Below are 16734 nucleotides of genomic sequence, written 5' to 3'. Positions count from 1 at the left end.
GCGGACCACAGGGACCGGGTCGAGTTGCGCTTCCTGCCTCGCACTCACCCGAGCTGAACCTGGACGAGCTGGTCAACGCCGGCCTCAAAGGCATCTGCCTCATCCTCACCGGGCCAGGAACCAGGCTGAACTCGCCGCCGAATCACCCAGGTTCGGTCTACCGCCGACAACGTCAGCCCCACATCGTTCGCGGAGACTACGGCGACCAGCACGTCCGCTACGTCCTCGACGAGTGAACCCAAAGCCCGGGAGGACGTGAAACGCGGATCCACGCGGAGCAGTCCGGGCCTCGCTGGTGACGGTGATGAACACGACCAGCTGCACGGCGGTCCCCTCGACGTGCTCACGGAGCCGCTCAGCCAATGGTGAGCCGTTTCGTCACAGGAGACTGTCACGCTGATCACAACGTAGACAGAACGTTCTCCCTTGCCGTTCCCGCCTCATGCGTGCAACACTGCCTGAGAAGAGAGAACGTTCTATCTACCTAGATGAGGTTCCTGTGATCAAGCCTGCAACTCGGCGATCCGCACTCGCCGCCGCCACTCTCGCGGCAGCAGCGGCCGTCTACATCCCGGCCGTCGGCGTCGCCGGCGCCGCCGACGCCACCAGGGACTCCGCCGCCACGCCCAAGCCGACCGTTGTCTTCGTACACGGAGCGTTCGCGGACTCCTCCGGGTGGTACGGGGCGATGGACCGCCTGCGCAAGGACGGCTATCCGGTCCGCGCCGCGACCAACCCGCTGCGTGGCCTCCCCAGCGACGCCGCCTACGTTCGGGACTTCCTCAACAGCATCAAGGGACCGATCATCCTGGCCGGTCACTCCTACGGCGGGGCAGTCATCACCCAAGCAGCCGCGGGTGACCCGGACGTCAAGGCCCTCGTTTACGTGGCCGCCTCGGTCCCGGACGTAGGCGAGTCCCTGGCCGACCTGAAGGCCCACCCGGTCGACAACCCCGCACCGCCCCTCCCGTTGCAGCTGGTGGAGTTCACGAACCCGGACGGAACCCGAAGCAACGACGCGTTCATCGACCCGGCCAAGTTCCGCGAGACTTTCGCCGCGGACGTCAATCCGACCGTGGCAGCCGACATGGCAGACACGCAGAAGCCGATCGACATAGCGGCCCTCAACCAGCCCGCCACAGCGGCCGCGTGGAAGACCATTCCCTCCTGGTTCCTGATCGCCAAGCAGGACAAAGCGAACAGCACAAACCTCCAGCGCTGGGAGGCCGAGCGCATCGGAGCCCACACCGTCGAGATCAATTCCTCGCACGCCGCCATGGTCAGCCACCCTGGGGCGGTTGCGGACCTGGTCGAGCAGGCAGACCGCGGCACCCGCTGACACGCCCTCACCTTGGCTTTTATCCTCGGCGGGTCTGGTGTTCCTTGATCGACTCAGCGCGCTTGACCGTCGTGCCGACGTCGTGACGTGTGGCCCGGTGCCTGTTCCTCGAGCCGGGAGGCCGTCCCGGGCCCGGCTTGGACGGTCTCGGTGCGGCCGACGGACGGGCCGCCGTCGCGCGGACGTTGCGAAACCCCCGGCGGACGCGAGCGGGAGTGAGGCGGCGGGGTGCGACGGGTCGCTCGCAGGAATGTCGCAGATTCTCGGCGAGGGGGCGGGCGAGACGGAGCTGGGTGTGGGCGGCGATGATGAACCAGGTCCACAGATCGGCGCTGTCGGCGTGACGGACCTTCGGGGCCGTCCAGCCCAGGCTCTGTTTCAAGAGCCTGAAAGTGTGCTCCAGGTCGAAGCTGCGGAGGAAGGACTGCCACCAGCGGTCCACGTCCACCGGCGTCGCGGCGGTGGCTGAGCACCACAGCCAGACCGGTTTCGGGTCGCGGTCGCCTGGCAGGCGCTCGACCTGCAGCCGCACCAACGTGCCGTGCAAGATGGGACGTTGCTCGTGCTCGTGGTCCAGCGAGGAGCCTCGGTGGGTGAGCCCAGTGATCTGAGTCAGAGATTCGTCGGCAGTAGGCGGCGACTGCCCGGCGCTGCGCGGCCTCTCCGGCCGCGGGCGCCCTCGGCGAGCGCGTCGAGAACGGTACTGTCGGCACGGGACGGCATCGGGGACCTCCTCACATGAAACGTATCAATGTGCTACGGCGCGACCCGTAGCAGCGTCGGGCACGTGAGGGACGCTCACCGAGGCCCGCCCGTGCGGCGAGCGGGCTACCGGTCCATCGCCTTCGACCAGGTGGGCAGCAGCTGTGCGTAGAGCTGCTCGGTGACTTCCAGGGTGCGGGCCGCGTTGTCCAGGTCGGACTCGTTCACCGCGCGCCCGGCGGCGACCTCCTCGAAGTGCCGGAGCGCGGGGACGAAGCCCATGGTCACCAGGCTCGAGCTGTCGCCCCAGGGCAGCGTGTAATTGGGCCGCCAGGTCTGCGCCGGCCCGTCGAGCGGGCGGTAGATGCAGGTGTCGACGTTGTCGACCTGCACCGCGTTACCCCGCCCATAGACGTCGATCGCCTCACCGCGGTGGGCGAAAGAGGCAGTGGTGCAGAAGCTGAACGAGCACGCCGCCCCACCGCCGACCCTCGCCACGAGGCTCACGTCCACCCCGAAGCCGGGGACCACATTGAGCACGGCCGACATCTCGCTCAGGTCACCGACCAGGTACCGCGCCAGGTCGATCAGGTGGACGGGATTGTCGGTGAGGTAGAAGTGCAGGTCGTCTCGGTTCCCCTCGAAGTAGCCGTCGAACTGCCCCATCACGAAGGTGAAATGCGCCAACGACGGCGCCCCGAACTCGGCCGAGTTGATCAGCTCATGGGCCCGGCGATAGGCCGGGGCGAACCGCTTCATATAGCCCACGACGACCTGGGCCTGCGCCGCCGAGGCCAGGTCGGCGAGCTCGCGCAGCTCGGCCGAGGACCCTCCGGCCGGCTTCTCGCAGAAGACCGGCAGACCCGCCTCGATGCATCGGGGGACGACGGACCGGTACTGCCCGGCAGGGACCACCACGACGACGCCGTCGATGCCCCCCGCCTCAAGCATGGCGTCGAGGTCGACGTAGTGCCCCTTCGCCCCCCACCGCGCGGCCGTGGACCGGGCGCGCTCCTCGGTGCGGGCGCAGACGGAGACCAGCTCGAGGCCTGCCTCCAGGATCGCCGGGCAGACCGCGCTGTTCGCGTGTCTGCCCGCTCCGACCAGGCCGATCCTCACGGGGCGCCCACGGGGCCGCCGCCGCCCTCGAGGCCTTCGATCCGCGCGGCGGTCGCCCTCATGATCTCCTCGAGCCGCGCCGGCTCGGCGAAGGCGTCGACCAGGCCCCGGGACCAGATGCTGGCCACGTCCAGGTACTCCGGCATCGGGGTCGGCAGCACGCGGGCGGTGGTCTGCAGGATCTCGAGGCTGTTCTCGGCGAATCCGTTCCACGTGGCCGCCACAGCCCGGAAGCCCTCGTCGTCCCAGGTGCTCTGCCGCGTCGGGTTCATGTTCCCCTCGTGCACGGCCCGGGTGAGGAACGAGCGCGAGCTGGCCCACTCGATGAAGCGCCACGCCGCGTCCTTGTCCCGGGAGGCGCTGTTCATGACCAGCGACCAGGTCCACATGTTGGACTCCCGCTGCCCGCCCGGACCGGCGGGCGGCCGGGTGTAGGCGACCCGCCCGCGCACCGCCGAGTGCGGTCCCTCGAAGAAGGCCACATAGTGGTCGGAGTCGACGATCATGCCGTACCGGCCGGCGGCGAAGTCCCGGGCCACGTCCAGCCAGTGGCCACCAGGCCACGCGGTCGGGCCGGATGCTCGGAGTGCCGAGATGAAGTCCCGCGTGGCCGCGAGCGCCTCCGGGGAGGCGACAGCGCTCCTGCCCGCACTGTCGAAGTCCACCCCGCCGTAGGACCACAGCTGGGTCGCGAACCCCGTGTACATCGTGTGCCAGGTATCGGTGCCGCGCTGCGCGAAACCACGCACGCCGGGCACCTTCTCGGCGATGGTCGCCGCGGCGTCGAAGTAGCCCTCCCAGGTCGTTGGTGCCTCGCCGAGACCGGCCTGCTCGAGGACCTCAGGCAGATAGGCCAGGTTGTAGGTCTCCCAGTTGACCGGGATCTCCAGTAGCGAACCCGTGCCGAGGGCGTCGCCGCGCTTGCCGGTCCACCGGTTGCAGTCGATCAGGGGGGTCAGGAAGTCGCTCGGGTCGAAGTCGGCGGAGCACCGGTCGAGGTATCCGTCGAGTGGCTCGACCAAGCCCTCACCGGCCAGCTTCCACATCGAGACCGGCCCTGACACATACACGTCCGGCGCAGACTCACCCCGCAGCCGGCCCCGCAGAACGTCCAGGGAGTTGGTGACATAGTCGGTCTCGGGGATGATCTCGAGCTCGACCTTCTCGCCGGAGAGCTCCTCGTACTCCGCGAGGTGCCTGATGACACTCGCGACATACGCGTCGTTGTCCGGACCGATGAAATGAACCATGCGCTTCCTTCTTCCCACGACACGACTCAGCGGCCGCGCCTCGGTGATTACTCGTTCGCGCCAGTGCTCGTGACCTGCCCGGGGTTCGGGCGGGCCGCATGAGGTCGCACCTCGTTCGACGCCGTGCGTTCCCCGCTGACGGTCCGGCACGGCCGTCCCGCCTCCACGGCCCGCCTTGTACCCCGGGCGTCTCAGGCGAGGTGACGGATACGCTGGTGCTCGGCCTTGAACTCAGCCGTCAGGCGGTCGATCGTCTCCTTGTCCGCAAAACTCGCCTCCAGCCCGGCCAGCGAGTACTTCTCTGCATCCTCGACCGTCCACTCCATGTGAAGTGCGGAATCGAAATAGCAGTCATGCAGCTCGGGACCGATCAATGCCGGATCGTCCGAATTGATCGACAGATTGACCCCCGCCGCCGCCATGGCCCGATGGTCCCGAATCCGGCCGGGCACCTCCGGCGGCGGATAGTCCACGAACCAGCACGCGGCCACCGGCAGTTGCGACACAACGAGGCGTGACAGCAGCTCCGGTTCGTCGAGGGCCGCGTAGCCATGGTCCAGACGGTCGACCTTCAGCAGGTCGAGCGCTTCCCGGATCTCGCTCGGGTCTCCGTGTTCACCGGCATGGGCGGACAGCTTCAACCCGGCATCTCGAGCCAGCTCATATGCTGCGACGAACTCGGACGGCCGGCCCGCCTTCTCATCCGAGTCGAGGCCAATGCCCACGACGTACTCGTGCGGGTGCCGAATGATCTCCTGAACCAGCTCGACGGCAGCTTCGCCTCCGAGTTCCCGATTGATCGCCGGGACGATCCGGGTGACGACGCCGGTCTCCTTTTCCGCCGCCTGGGCTCCCGCCAGGATGCCCTCGAGCATCTCGGGGTAGCTGAGCGCGGGGTGGTTCTGCGGGTCGAAGTAGTACTCGCGGTAGCGTACGCCGCCACTGGCCGCGGTCATCAGGCTGACGTAGGTGACCTCCTCGAAGTCCCTCGTCGTCTGCATGGAGCTCGTGACCGCGTTGAGGACGATGAGACCCTCGTCGAAATTGGCGAAGCGGTAGCGGCCGCCGTGTCGCACAGCAGATTCCGGAATCGCTACCCCGTGGCTCGCCGCCAACCGCGCGGCCATCTCGGTAGGAACGCACCCTCCGAGATGACAGTGCACCTCGGCCTTGGGGAGAGCGCGAAGATATTCCTCGCTGAGTCCCTTGCGTGGTTTCGTAGTGCTCATGAGTCTCCTTTGAGGCGATTGAATCGATACACATCGTGCCAGCGCGGTGGCGGGTCGCTCTAATTGAATCGATACACAACGTACCAGAGCAGTGCTGCGCCACCAACCCCCCAGCGAGGTGTCCGGCGGCGGACGGCCGTCGGGCAACTAGCAGGAGGACGAGCGAATGACCAGGTGAGGCGTGAACTTGACGCGCTGATGTTGATGTTCCGGGTTCGCCGACTCGTCCAGAAGCAGACGCGCGGCGGCGCGGCCGAGCTCACGGCTGGGCCCCGCGATCGAGGTAAGCGGAACCCTGGCCGTCTCCGCGAACTCGATGTCGTCGTATCCCACGACGGCCAGGTCGCCGGGCACCGACAAATTGACGTCGACGCAGCCTCGGATGAGCCCAATGGCCAGGAGGTCGTTGGCGCAGAACGCCGCGGTGGGACGCTCCGATTTCGGGAGGTCGGCGAGGTACTTCGCCACTGATCGACCGTGGGCCACGCTGAGGCCGTCGGTCACCACATGGGTGATCGACGGGGTGACTTCGCCGAGCGTCGACAGCGCTGTTTCGAATCCTTCTCGACGCTCGCTCACCTGCCGGAAGCCCGGCGGGCCGACGAACGCAACGCGGATGTGACCGAGTTCCGCCAGGTGCTCCGCGGCGAGCTTGCCCCCGAGGCGGTCGTCGACGGAAACAGAGCAGTGTAAGTTCCCCGAGGAGCTGTCGTCGAGCACCACGACGGGGGTGCCACGTGCGGGCAGGGCGTCTATCAAACTGTCCCCGGCGACCGGCGTGATGAGAACTCCGAGTACGCGTTGCTGTTCCAGCCGGCTCAGGTACGCGGCTTGACGACCCGGATTCTGGCGGCTGTTGCAGATGAACAGCGAGAGGTCCTCCTGCTCCACGACGTCTTCCACGCCGGAGGCGATCTGCGCGAAGAAGGGGTTCGCCGCATCGGACGCGACGAACGCCACGGTGCGGCTCCTGCCGGCACGCAGGTGCCGTGCGGATTCGTTCCGCACGAAGCCCAGCTCTGCCATGGCGGCCTCGACACGATCGCGCGTCGCCGACGCGACTCGTCCCGGTGTGTTCAGGACATTGGAAACGGTGGCCACAGAGACCCCGGCACGCGCGGCAACGTCCTTGACGCGTGGCGACTTCCCCACGCCCTTCGCAGAACTCACAGCCGCCCCCACTCGATCGGTTCCCTGAGCCCGCGCTCAGCCTCCATGCTAGCCCAGACCCTTCGTGGCGGACTGGGCGGTAACCTGTTCCGGAAAGGGAAAATGCCTGGTGAAGACCCGATGACAGGGCTTACCGAGGGCCCTGTTCACCGCGGTCGAGGAGGCACACCGGACTGAGCCTTTCTCGGTCCTGCGCAGCACTCCTCGTGTCGCCCTAGCTGACCCCACGGAACCTGCGGAACACCGTACGGCCTCGACGAGCGCATGTAAATCGATACAACCCGTGCTGACTTGTCGAGGCCGTGCGCTCCGGCTGTGTCCCACGAAGTCCGGCGCCGCACCGGACTGGCCATCCGCACCGTCGTCCGCTGGCCAGCGCTACGGCACGCGGCCGAGGTCAGGTGTCCCGCGAGGCTACATAGCCACAGGTCCGGCGACTGCAACCGTCGAGTGCCGTGGAGGGACGCACTCCAGCTGCACCCAGCGCTCGCGCTCTGCGGCGCTCATGGTCCGGCTCGTATCAGAGCACAGCAGTTCCAGGCACATCGCGCGGTGACTCGATCTCCGGGTCCAGTTCCTGCTCGATGGTGAACTGGGTACGCTCAACCCGTCGAAACGTGACCCATGCCGCGGTGAGACCGATCGCGACAATGATCGTCAGTCCCCAATAGAGGCCCCGAAAGCTGGCCGCGGCGATCGCCGGCGTAAAGAACGCCAGACCAGCAGCCGCCATTCGTCCGACGGCGAATATCGCCCCCTGCGCGCTCGACCGCAGCAGGGTCGGGAACGACTCCTGGGCCCAGACCTTCAGAATCCCCTCGAACGCGAAAGCGCCACCGATCGCCGACAGCACGTTCATGATGATGATCGTCGTGACGGTGAAGCCGAAGGCCGCCGGTACCGCATACGCGAGAATGAGCGACACGCTGCCGACCGTGAAATACAGCATGCGGTTCTTCTGGTCGACGATGCGCATGAAGACGAGGCCGAGCCCGATATAGATGGGCAAGGTCAGGAAGCCGATGAGCGAGTTCATCTGGACGGAAATGTGCGCGACATTGACCGCGAGATAGGTCCCGAACTGTCCATTGGTGTTGGACGCCACATTGGTCAGGGCGTAGAAGACGAGCAGCACCGCGAAGGGGACGAAGTAGGGAGTCCTGAGCAGGTCCCGCGCGCGTGCCTTGTCCGCACGGATGGTGTGGGTCCCGCCGAGTCGTTCTTCCCGCGCCTCCGACCACATCTGCGACTCCGGAATGCCCACGCGGCAGATCAGCACGATGAGCGTGACGACCCCGATCTGGCCGAAGAGCACCTGCCCGCCGAGGTGACCCCAGCCGCCTGCGAAGATGGCGAGCGTCACCGACACCAGCACGCCGACGCTCCAGAGTACGGCCGAGAGCCCGATCATCGCACCGCGGTTCTTGTCGGTGGCCGCTTCCGAAATTGTCGCCAGCGACACCGGAAGATCAGCCCCGGTGCCGAACCCGGAAAGCACGATACCCGCCAGCAGCAGATAGAAGCTTGTGCCGAAAACCAGGAAAGCAATCCCAATGGCGATCAGCCCCATGGTCGCTATGAAGACGTTTCGCCGACCGAATCGATCGCCCAGGCGGCCGCCGAGCAGTGCGCCCAACCCGATGCCCAGAGTTAGCACGCCGGACAGGATGCCGATCTGATTCGGAGTGACACCGATCGACTGCTGGTAGATTACGAGGGCAATTCCGGTGCTGACGATGGTAGAGGCATCGACATACGACGCCATTCCACAGATCGTTGCCACCCGCCATGGGCTTGGACTCGGACGTCGATCAATTGATCCAGTGTGGTTCATTGATTGCTTCCTCGCGGACGGATCCCACCATCCGCCCCGCACGCTGGGTGGTGGCAGCTCGGGGCGGCTTAGCGCGAAAAGCTAGCGCAGGTTGTATCGATACACAAGCGGTTGACGAGGATCACCGTAAACATCGTGTAAACCCGATCAAGGGATGTGGACCCGGCTACCGAGCTCGCTGCTGGTGAGCCTGCGAGCGGCGTGCGCGTCGCGATGGTCCGCGACAACTGCTCCCCGCGCCTGACGACGAAGCGGTGCCAGCGGGTCGCGACGTGGGTAGCGGCGAACAACGTCGCCTGACCAGCGTCCATCCGAACGAGCCCTCACGGCCCGAACCAGTGCTGGAGAAGATCCGCGTGCCCCGCATCGGGCCGGGCCGGCCACGTGTCCGCCACAACCGCCAGAAGCTCGGATCCCGCGGCGGCCGACCTCCGCGCTTCGACCCGGCCGACTGTCGCGAGCGCCATGCGTTCGCGTGCGGGATCAACCGACTCTCATGACGCTGCGCTGTCGCCACGCGCTACGACAGGCTCGCCGTCCGCTACGAGGCGACCGTCCTCGTCCCTGCCAACAACGAGTGGCTGTGACCCTCGACCGTCACGCGGCGGGATCCACATTCCACGCCGCGGGCAGGTCGCTGCCGCAGAAGTGGCACGCTCCACCGCGTGACCGCCCTTCGAATCCTGGCCGAGTTCGGCTCCACCGCGGCCATCGGCCCACTGCACTGAGGCGCGACTCTCCATGAGATCGCGGCGCCGCTCGGGCCGCCGTGGGACATCGGTCGGGTGAGCAAGCGGCGGCGTTGGCCCCATCTGTTCTCCCACGGAGACGTTGAGCTCTGCGTTTGTCGCTGCCGTCGCATCACGCTGATCAGCCTGCAGACCTGGCGAGACGCCGTCGAGCTTCCTGCCTCGGGAACGACGACACTCGCCGAGTTCGCCGGGCCCCTCACCCACACTCGAGTCACAGCGGGGCTCAACGCAGTCGGTTGCCGCCTGAGTCCCGCGGGACTCCACCAGCCACCCGGACAGCTCACCCTGCGGGTCGAGGGAACAGGCGTCGCCTTCACCTTCCGGACCGAGGCCGACTCCGAGTCCCTCCTGGAGAGTGCCGGCCACTGGATCAGCAGCCATGAGTGCACACCCCCGGCAACACGCTCCAGATGACGGCTTCGGCGCGTGATCGAACCCCGCCCGACCGATCAACTGATGAAGTGCACCGTTCCCGGAGCTTGACAACGAGACCCGCAAATTAGAGGCGTGCCGTTCGGGAAGATTGGGTATGGCAACTTGAAGGCCGCGGGCGCGTCGGTGCCCAGTGTCACGCGGCGCCGGGTCGAGACCGACCCGTGGACCGCATTTCGGTCCCACTATGTCCATGTTCCGGTGGGTTCCCGCCTCGCGGATCTGCTCGCGGTGGTACTCGGCGGTCCGGCCGACCAGTGGGTACTTCGGGGCGTCCGTCGGGCGGTGACGTGAGCGGTGAGCAGGCACCGTTCGAGTATGCGGCGGTCGTGAGAGCCCGCAGTCGCGGACTCGCCTGCCCCTGGGGCCGCGTCCTCTGACCGCCGTTGGAATAACCGACGACAGCCCATGTCGATCCGATGGCTAGCCGCCGGCTTCTCCATCACGGCTCGGGTGGGCGACGTCGTCGACGTTGTCCATGCGGGCCGGAAAGGAGCTGTCGCGTCGCGCGTCGTTCCAGTTGGGACGCCCGCCTCCGGCGGAAGATCATCGATGTAGCTGGTCAACTGGTGGACAAGGAACTCCGATCAGGCTCACCAACGCGGAAGGCACTGGCGAGTCTTCGCCGTAGCCGGTGTAGTCGTGCGGAGGGCCGTCCTGGGGCAACGGTCCTCTTGCCGCCCATGCAGGTCGGCTCCGGCACTGTGTCCGGGTCGGCTGGGACCTCCACCGGCGGCCGGACCGAATCCCTGGACGATGAGAGCTCCCGGCAGATCGCCGGCCGACTCGCGGACGCGGCGGCATGGACGCCGGTAGGTCGCGGGCGGTGCCCGGGCGCAGCGGCATCTTCACCTCCGAGTACTCCCTTGCTTTAGCCGCCGATGGCCGACATGGGGCGGTCCGGCTGGAGAAACGACGGATCGTCCAGTCCCGATCCTGCCTTCTTGCTCCGCATGGCCAGACGCCAGATGCGGGAGATCTCCTCGGCAGGGGCGCCGGAGCGCAGGGCGGCGCGCAGGTCCGTCTCTTCCTGCGCGAACAGGCAGGTCCGTATCTGTCCGTCGGCGGTCAGACGGGTGCGGTCGCAGGCCGCGCAGAACGGGCGGGTGACGGAAGCGATGACGCCGACGCGGTGCGGGCCGCCGTCCACGATCCAGCGCTCGGCTGGGGCGGAGCCACGCCTCTGGGAGCCTTCCGGGGTCAGTTCGAAGCGGGTGCGCAGGGCGGCGAGGATGTCGCCCGCGGTGACCATGCCTTCGCGCTTCCAGCCGTGCTGCGCGTCGAGGGGCATCTGCTCGATGAAGCGCAGTTGATAGTCGTGCTCCACGGCCCAGGCAAGCAGGTCCGGGGCTTCGTCCTCGTTCAGCCCGGGCATCAGGACGGCGTTGACCTTAACCGGCGTCAACCCTGCGGCGTGAGCCGCCTCCAGGCCCTCCATAACGTCCTTGTGCCGGTCGCGGCGGGTCAGGGTTCTGAAGACGTCCGGGCGCAGAGTGTCCAGCGAGACGTTCACCCGGTCCAAGCCCGCTGCTTTGAGGGCGGCCGCGGTGCGCTTGAGGCCGATGCCGTTCGTCGTCAGGGACATTGCGGGCCGCGGGGCCAGGGCGGCGACGCGCTCCACGATGCCGACCAAGCCGGGGCGCAGCAGGGGCTCGCCGCCGGTGAAGCGGACCTCCTCGATACCGAGGGAGGTGACGGCGATGTCCACGAGGCGGACGATCTCGTCATCGGTGAGCAGGTCGGGCTTGGCCAGCCACTGCAAGCCCTCCTCGGGCATGCAGTACGTGCACCGCAGGTTGCAGCGGTCGGTCAGCGAGACCCTCAGGTCGGTGGCCACTCGGCCATAGGTGTCGATGAGCACGCGGGCCCCTCCTTACGGATCAGCAGTGCTTCGTCATTCTCCACGGACCTTACAGGGAGAACGTTCTTTCTTGACAGGCGAAGGAGAAGGCTGTGATGCTGCATTGAGATAGAACGTTCAGTCTTACCTGACGCTCAGCGGCTCTACGCTCTCGCCTTCGAGAAGACGGCCGCGGCACCGCTTGCTGAATCCCGCTTTCCCGCCTGGCTGCAGTCCGAAAGGATCATCGTGACCACCGTTGACTCGCCAGTCGTTGACGCGTCAGCGTCCGGCGGCGGATTTGCGTTGGCTCTGAGCCACCTGTACTTCGCAGCAGCCATCGTCGACGCCCGCCCATCGGGCACCGCCGGACCGATCCGCGGTCTGCAGACGAACATCGCGATCAGTGTCGTCGCCGCTTTCGGTCTGGCCGTTGCCAGTGCGTCGGGAGCTTCGGCAGTCCTGCGCGTGGGGGGTGCCTGGGCAATCGTGTCCTGGGCCGTTCAGCTGATCGTGGACCTCAGCCGCCGCAAGGGCCAGGTGGGCGGCCAGTGGCCGATGGTGCTCGGCGGTGGCATTTCCGTGCTGGCCGGGGCGCAGATCATCCTGGGCGCCTCCACCTCGGATCCCCAACTGACCAGTGTGGGCGGCTACGCCATTCTCGGCGGCATCTTCTTCCTCATCTCGGCACTGCGTCTCGGCCGCGCCAATCAGGCGGACTGACATGAGGACCACGTCGTACGACGACGTCGTCGTCGTCTTTGCATCAGCCATCGCGGTCCACCCGGGCCGCATGACCAACATTACGGAGGACTCGTGAGCGAGCAGCAGCCCGGCGGCGGCCAGGAGAGGGCCGCGGATGAATCGGCGCCGGGTGGGGGTGGGGAAGACACACAGCAACAGTCGGGTCCCACCACAACCAAGGGGCGCTTGACCGCGCTCGGCGGGCACATCGCGCGCGGGGCGCTGGTCGGCCTAGTGGCTGGCGGCGCCGGGCTGGCGGTGGGTGAACTGGTAGCGGTGGCTACCGGGGAAGCGTCTGCGCCGGTGGCGGCAGCCGGAGACTGGGCGATCAGCATCACGCCCACCTGGCTGGAGCAGTTCGCAATCCGCAACTTTGGCAACAACGACAAGACCGTGCTGCTGATCGGCGTCTATGTGACGCTGGCGTTGGCGGCGGTCGTCGATGGCGTGCTTGCCCGGACCCGGCTGACCATTGCGAGCATTCTGACCGCGGTGGTCGGCGTGGCCGGCGCGATCGCCGCAGTCACGCGGCCTGCTGCAGACACGGCTGCGCTGCTTCCTTCGTTGTTCGCGGGCCTCGTAGCGGCGTTGGTGCTGCGCTGGCTGACGATCTTGTCGCTGAAGGAATCGGCGTCTTCCACCGAGCCGAGCGGGAGGCGCCGCTTCGTGCTCGGCACGCTGGGCACGGCTGCGGGCGCGCTGGCGGCCGGGTACGGCGGCAACCTGTGGATCAAACAGCGCTACAGCGTTTCGGAGGCGCGCGCCAAGGTGGTGTTGCCGACTCCGGCGAAGACCCTGCCTGAACCGCCCGCCTCGGTACACCCCAACGTGAGCGGACTCGGGCCGTTCTTCACTCCGACCTCCGAGTTCTACCGGGTGGACACGGCGCTAACGGTCCCTCGCGTAGACCCGAGGGACTGGAAGCTGAAGATTCACGGCATGGTGGAGCGCCCCTTTGAGATCACTTTCGAGGAGCTGCTCTCCTACAGGTTCGAGGAACACGACATGACCTTGACCTGCGTGTCGAACCCGGTGGGCGGACCGTACATGGGCAACGCTCGCTGGCTCGGCACGCCATTGGCGTCACTGCTGCGCCGCGCCGGTGTCCGCCGCGGGGCGGACATGATCTTGTCCACCTCAACCGACGGGATGACGATCGGCTCGCCGGTCGAAGCGGTGCTCGACGGCCGGCACGCGATGCTGGCCGTCGCGATGAACGGTGAGACGCTACCGACCCAGCATGGCTTTCCGTGCCGGATGCTCATTCCCGGCCTGTACGGATACGTGTCGGCCACCAAGTGGGTGACCGATCTGAACATCACCACGTTCGCCGCCTCCGACGCGTACTGGACACCGCGTGGCTATTCGCCGCAGGCTCCGGTCAAAACAGCATCCCGAATCGATGTGCCGAGGAGTGGGGCGACGGTACCGGCCGGGACCGTGGTGCTCGCCGGCACGGCCTGGGCCAACCATCGCGGTATCGCCGCAGTGGAAGTACAGATCGACAACGGCGAGTGGCGGGAAGCGACGCTGGCGGCGTCCGACACCCCCGACACGTGGCGCCAATGGTCGTATCAGTGGGAGAACGCGCCCAAGGGCTCACACAAGGTCAAGGTGCGCGCGACGGACGGCACCGGCGCTGTGCAGACGTCGGCCGTTCAGGACGTGGTGCCGAACGGTGCCACCGGCCACCACACCATCACGGTCAAGGTTTCCTGACCGGCCACGCGGGCGGAGCGCGCGGCCGCCGGGCCGCCCCGACGCGGGCCCGTCTCCGGCGCGCGGCTTCTCTCGCCGGCCCGCGCGTGAGCGCTTCGCAAGGCTCAAGGGTCGAGGGTTGGTCAGGACCGTCCGCGCCTGCACTGCCAGCCCTGTCCATGGGACCAGACGTTCGTTCCCTGGACGCGTGGGAGTTGGAACTCAAGCCGGGTTCAGGAGCGGGCGAGAGCAGGGCGCTGAGCAGGTATGAGCGAACTGCCGCCTGATGCATGAGCCTGCGGGCGCCTTAAGCTTGCGAGATAGAATGTTCGGTCTTGACTCTCGCACCAATGGCGCACTACATTCCCATCTGTACCGAACGCTACATACACTCCTTGGCGAGACGCTCTGCCTCGCACATCAGTAAGGATGGTCATGCTCCGTACGACTTCACCGCGCACGCTTGGCTTGGGCCTCTCTCTCGCCGCCCTGGCGACGTTCGCGGCCGCGTGCAGCAGCTCTTCTACCGACTCGTCGGATGCTGGTTCGAAGACGTCTTCATCGGCCTCGAGTTCGGCCGAATCGGACTCGACGACGGCCTCGGCCGCACCGGACTCGGACGACTCGGGTTCGAAGCTGGTCCTCAAGACCGCGAAGGGCGCTGCGGGCATCTGGCTTACCGACTCGGCCGGGCAGACGCTGTACCTGAACACCAAGGACACCAAGACCACGTCCACCTGCTACGACGCGTGCGCCAAGAAGTGGCCTCCGCTCACAACGACCAAGCAGGTGACCGTGACCGGCAAGTACACCGTGCCGAGCAATCTGGGCACCATGACCCGGACTGACGGCACAAAGCAGGTCACCTACGGAGGCCACCCGCTGTACTACTTCGAGGGCGACACCGCTCCTGAGCAGATCAAGGGTCAGGGCGTCGACGGCAAGTGGTTCCTCATCGGACCAATCGCCAACATCATGAACGGCAGCAAGCCGTAACAACCGCTAGGCCAGTACTACTACGGCGCCTGGACCCTGCTCAGGAAGCCGCGTCCTGCAGATTCGGCATCACAGCATCGGCGACCCTTAGTACTGCCACGGTGCTTGCCGTGACTGATGGCCACGTCAGGTGATGTGTACGCATCGTTTGTAGTGACTGGTGCGGGCCTGGCGTTGTCGTCGCCGGCGCCAGGTCGACCAGTGCGGGATGTGCTCGGCGGGTGGAGGGCGACGGGCTTTCCCCGCCTCCAGCTCGCAGGACGGTCAGGCAGGCGTGGGCGGCCATGGCGAGGGTCATGTGTCGGTGCCGGCCGGGATAGCGGCGGACCTGGTAGTCGTCTAGGCGTTGTCCCGTAAATGATCTACGGCATGCTGGTCGACCAGCGCCGTTCCCCGGTCACCCGGTGAGGGTGAGGTTGTGGAGGCGGGCGATGCCGAGCATGGCGTGGTGGACGCCGTCACCTTTGAGGCGGCAGTCGCGGAGGATCTTCCAGCTCCTCATGCGGGCGAAGGCGTGCTCGACGTGGGCGCGGACCTTGCGGTGTGAGCGGTTGTGTTCCTCCTTCCGGGGGATCACCAGGCCAGTGCCGCGGTGACCGCCGTCAGCAATCACCATGGCGTTGCCAATGGCGGCCTTCGCTCCGGACAACTCCCATGCCCTGCAGTCGTTGCGGTTGCCGGGGCAGAGGCCGGCCAACCGCGACGAGCTGGTGGTTGATGGAGTACCGGTGGTTCTTCGACTGCTCGGCCACCATATGGTCACGCGTGGGGACCAGGGTGCCGTCCACGATGAGCACGGTGCTCTTGCGGAACTGTTGGCGCGACCGCGTTATCAACCGCCTCGCACCGCTGCTCGCGCCGCGACCAACAGGACGCGGTCCTCCAGGGGCAGGCTCCACGGCCGGCCTCTACGGACCGCGTCCGCTCCCTCACGGCGCAGGGCGGTCACCAGCTTGCCGAAGCAGCAAGTCTTCTGAATCAGGATTCCGTTCAGATGACTTGCGAGGCGCTCGAGGATCTCGTCCGCGGTCTTCGTCCATACGTACGGCATGGGATCGGCGTTCCCGGTACGGATGTCCCTCTCCAGCACCTGGACGCTCTTGTGAACGCCTCGCCGTATCCGTATGTGCGTCAGCTCGGCGAACCAGCGCTCCACCAGGGTGAGCCGGGACGAGCCGGTCCGGCGGGACGCCCGTAGACGGTTCCACCACTCCGTGCTGGTTCTGATCGAGGACACCTGCCTCACGCTCTTCAGCGAGGACGGGCGTCAACGCCCGCTCTGGTACACGCCGGCCGTCGGGACGGACAGCGTGGGTGCACTGGAACTGCTGGCACATTCGTAGCCCTGTCGGCGTGTAGTTGCCGCGCGTCGCCTTCGAGGTCCGCGCCGGGAACGGAGGGGCAGGATGCCACGCACGAGCAGCTCAAGGCCCTTGCCGTCGTGCGTGTTGGCGCCCGAGATGCCCAGTGACCGGGGAAGCCCGCTCCGGTCCGTGAGCAGGTGAATCTTCGACCCCGACTTGCCGCGGTCGGTCGGATTCGGTCCCGTCAAGGGCCCCGTTACCTTCTTCGTGGCCTCGCAAGGAGGCTCCCGGCCTTCGGCCCCGGTATGACTTGAGCCCCCAGTCG

Annotated in this window: 10 protein-coding genes and 6 pseudogenes; 5 read left to right on the top strand and 11 right to left on the bottom strand. The window is 67.0% G+C overall.

What is annotated here, in order from left to right:
• Positions 1 to 499: 499 nt before the first annotated feature.
• On the top strand, positions 500 to 1339 hold the full coding sequence (locus tag ACGFR9_RS10110) for an alpha/beta fold hydrolase (RefSeq protein WP_393205064.1): 840 nt from the start codon (positions 500 to 502) through the stop codon (positions 1337 to 1339).
• A gap of 19 nt (positions 1340 to 1358) precedes the next feature.
• Here the strand turns inward: ACGFR9_RS10110 and ACGFR9_RS10105 are convergent.
• The 7 genes and pseudogenes from ACGFR9_RS10105 to moaA form a co-directional block, all read right to left on the bottom strand.
• Positions 1359 to 1937 (bottom strand): annotated as a pseudogene (locus ACGFR9_RS10105) (transposase); the annotation flags it as partial.
• A 230-nt stretch (positions 1938 to 2167) separates the two neighbouring features.
• On the bottom strand, positions 2168 to 3160 hold the full coding sequence (locus tag ACGFR9_RS10100) for a Gfo/Idh/MocA family protein (protein ID WP_393205061.1): 993 nt from the start codon (positions 3158 to 3160) through the stop codon (positions 2168 to 2170).
• Positions 3157 to 4410, bottom strand: coding sequence for an ABC transporter substrate-binding protein (locus ACGFR9_RS10095; RefSeq protein WP_393205059.1), 1254 nt, complete (start codon positions 4408 to 4410; stop codon positions 3157 to 3159). The genes ACGFR9_RS10100 and ACGFR9_RS10095 overlap by 4 nt, the downstream gene beginning before the upstream one ends.
• Before the next feature lie 191 nt (positions 4411 to 4601).
• On the bottom strand, positions 4602 to 5639 hold the full coding sequence (locus tag ACGFR9_RS10090) for an adenosine deaminase (protein ID WP_393205056.1): 1038 nt from the start codon (positions 5637 to 5639) through the stop codon (positions 4602 to 4604).
• Positions 5640 to 5786: 147 nt separating this feature from the next.
• On the bottom strand, positions 5787 to 6809 hold the full coding sequence (locus ACGFR9_RS10085) for a LacI family DNA-binding transcriptional regulator (protein WP_393205053.1): 1023 nt from the start codon (positions 6807 to 6809) through the stop codon (positions 5787 to 5789).
• A gap of 520 nt (positions 6810 to 7329) precedes the next feature.
• Positions 7330 to 8643 carry an MFS transporter gene (locus tag ACGFR9_RS10080; RefSeq protein WP_393205051.1) on the bottom strand — a complete coding sequence of 438 codons (1314 nt, stop codon included), beginning with the start codon at positions 8641 to 8643 and terminating at the stop codon, positions 7330 to 7332.
• Positions 8644 to 10698: 2055 nt separating this feature from the next.
• Entirely contained in the window at positions 10699 to 11688 is a 990-nt protein-coding gene (gene moaA, locus ACGFR9_RS10075) for a GTP 3',8-cyclase MoaA (RefSeq protein WP_393205048.1), read from the bottom strand.
• Between the two features lie 228 nt (positions 11689 to 11916).
• On the opposite strand from moaA, the gene ACGFR9_RS10070 reads away from it, so the two are divergent.
• The 3 genes from ACGFR9_RS10070 to ACGFR9_RS10060 all read left to right on the top strand — a co-directional run bounded on the left by ACGFR9_RS10070 (position 11917) and on the right by ACGFR9_RS10060 (position 15105).
• Positions 11917 to 12390: a hypothetical protein gene (locus ACGFR9_RS10070; RefSeq protein WP_393205045.1), complete on the top strand. Its 474-nt coding sequence runs from the start codon at positions 11917 to 11919 to the stop codon at positions 12388 to 12390.
• A gap of 93 nt (positions 12391 to 12483) precedes the next feature.
• Positions 12484 to 14130 carry a molybdopterin-dependent oxidoreductase gene (locus ACGFR9_RS10065; protein ID WP_393205043.1) on the top strand — a complete coding sequence of 549 codons (1647 nt, stop codon included), beginning with the start codon at positions 12484 to 12486 and terminating at the stop codon, positions 14128 to 14130.
• A 447-nt stretch (positions 14131 to 14577) separates the two neighbouring features.
• Positions 14578 to 15105, top strand: a complete 528-nt coding sequence (locus ACGFR9_RS10060) for a hypothetical protein (protein WP_393205040.1) — start codon at positions 14578 to 14580, stop codon at positions 15103 to 15105.
• A gap of 179 nt (positions 15106 to 15284) precedes the next feature.
• On the opposite strand, the pseudogene ACGFR9_RS10055 reads toward ACGFR9_RS10060, so the two are convergent.
• From ACGFR9_RS10055 to ACGFR9_RS10045, 3 pseudogenes are all read right to left on the bottom strand, one after another.
• Positions 15285 to 15448, bottom strand: a pseudogene (locus ACGFR9_RS10055) (IS701 family transposase); the annotation flags it as partial.
• 54 nt (positions 15449 to 15502) lie between these two features.
• Positions 15503 to 16123: pseudogene (locus tag ACGFR9_RS10050) on the bottom strand (transposase family protein).
• Positions 16100 to 16285 (bottom strand): annotated as a pseudogene (locus ACGFR9_RS10045) (IS630 family transposase); the annotation flags it as partial. The pseudogenes ACGFR9_RS10050 and ACGFR9_RS10045, both read right to left, overlap by 24 nt.
• Here ACGFR9_RS10045 and ACGFR9_RS10040 point away from each other — a divergent pair.
• Positions 16275 to 16448, top strand: a pseudogene (locus ACGFR9_RS10040) (transcriptional regulator); the annotation flags it as partial. The pseudogenes ACGFR9_RS10045 and ACGFR9_RS10040 sit on opposite strands and share 11 nt — an antisense overlap.
• Before the next feature lie 23 nt (positions 16449 to 16471).
• Here ACGFR9_RS10040 and ACGFR9_RS10035 read toward each other — a convergent pair.
• Positions 16472 to 16663 (bottom strand): annotated as a pseudogene (locus ACGFR9_RS10035) (transposase); the annotation flags it as partial.
• Positions 16664 to 16734 lie beyond the last annotated feature (71 nt).

It is taken from the genome of Streptomyces sp. NPDC048584 (assembly GCF_043199595.1).
In the GTDB taxonomy this organism is placed as follows: Bacteria; Actinomycetota; Actinomycetes; order Streptomycetales; family Streptomycetaceae; genus Streptomyces; species Streptomyces edwardsiae.
Note: the sequence above shows the minus strand (reverse complement) of the source record. Positions and strands in the feature narration are given on the sequence as shown.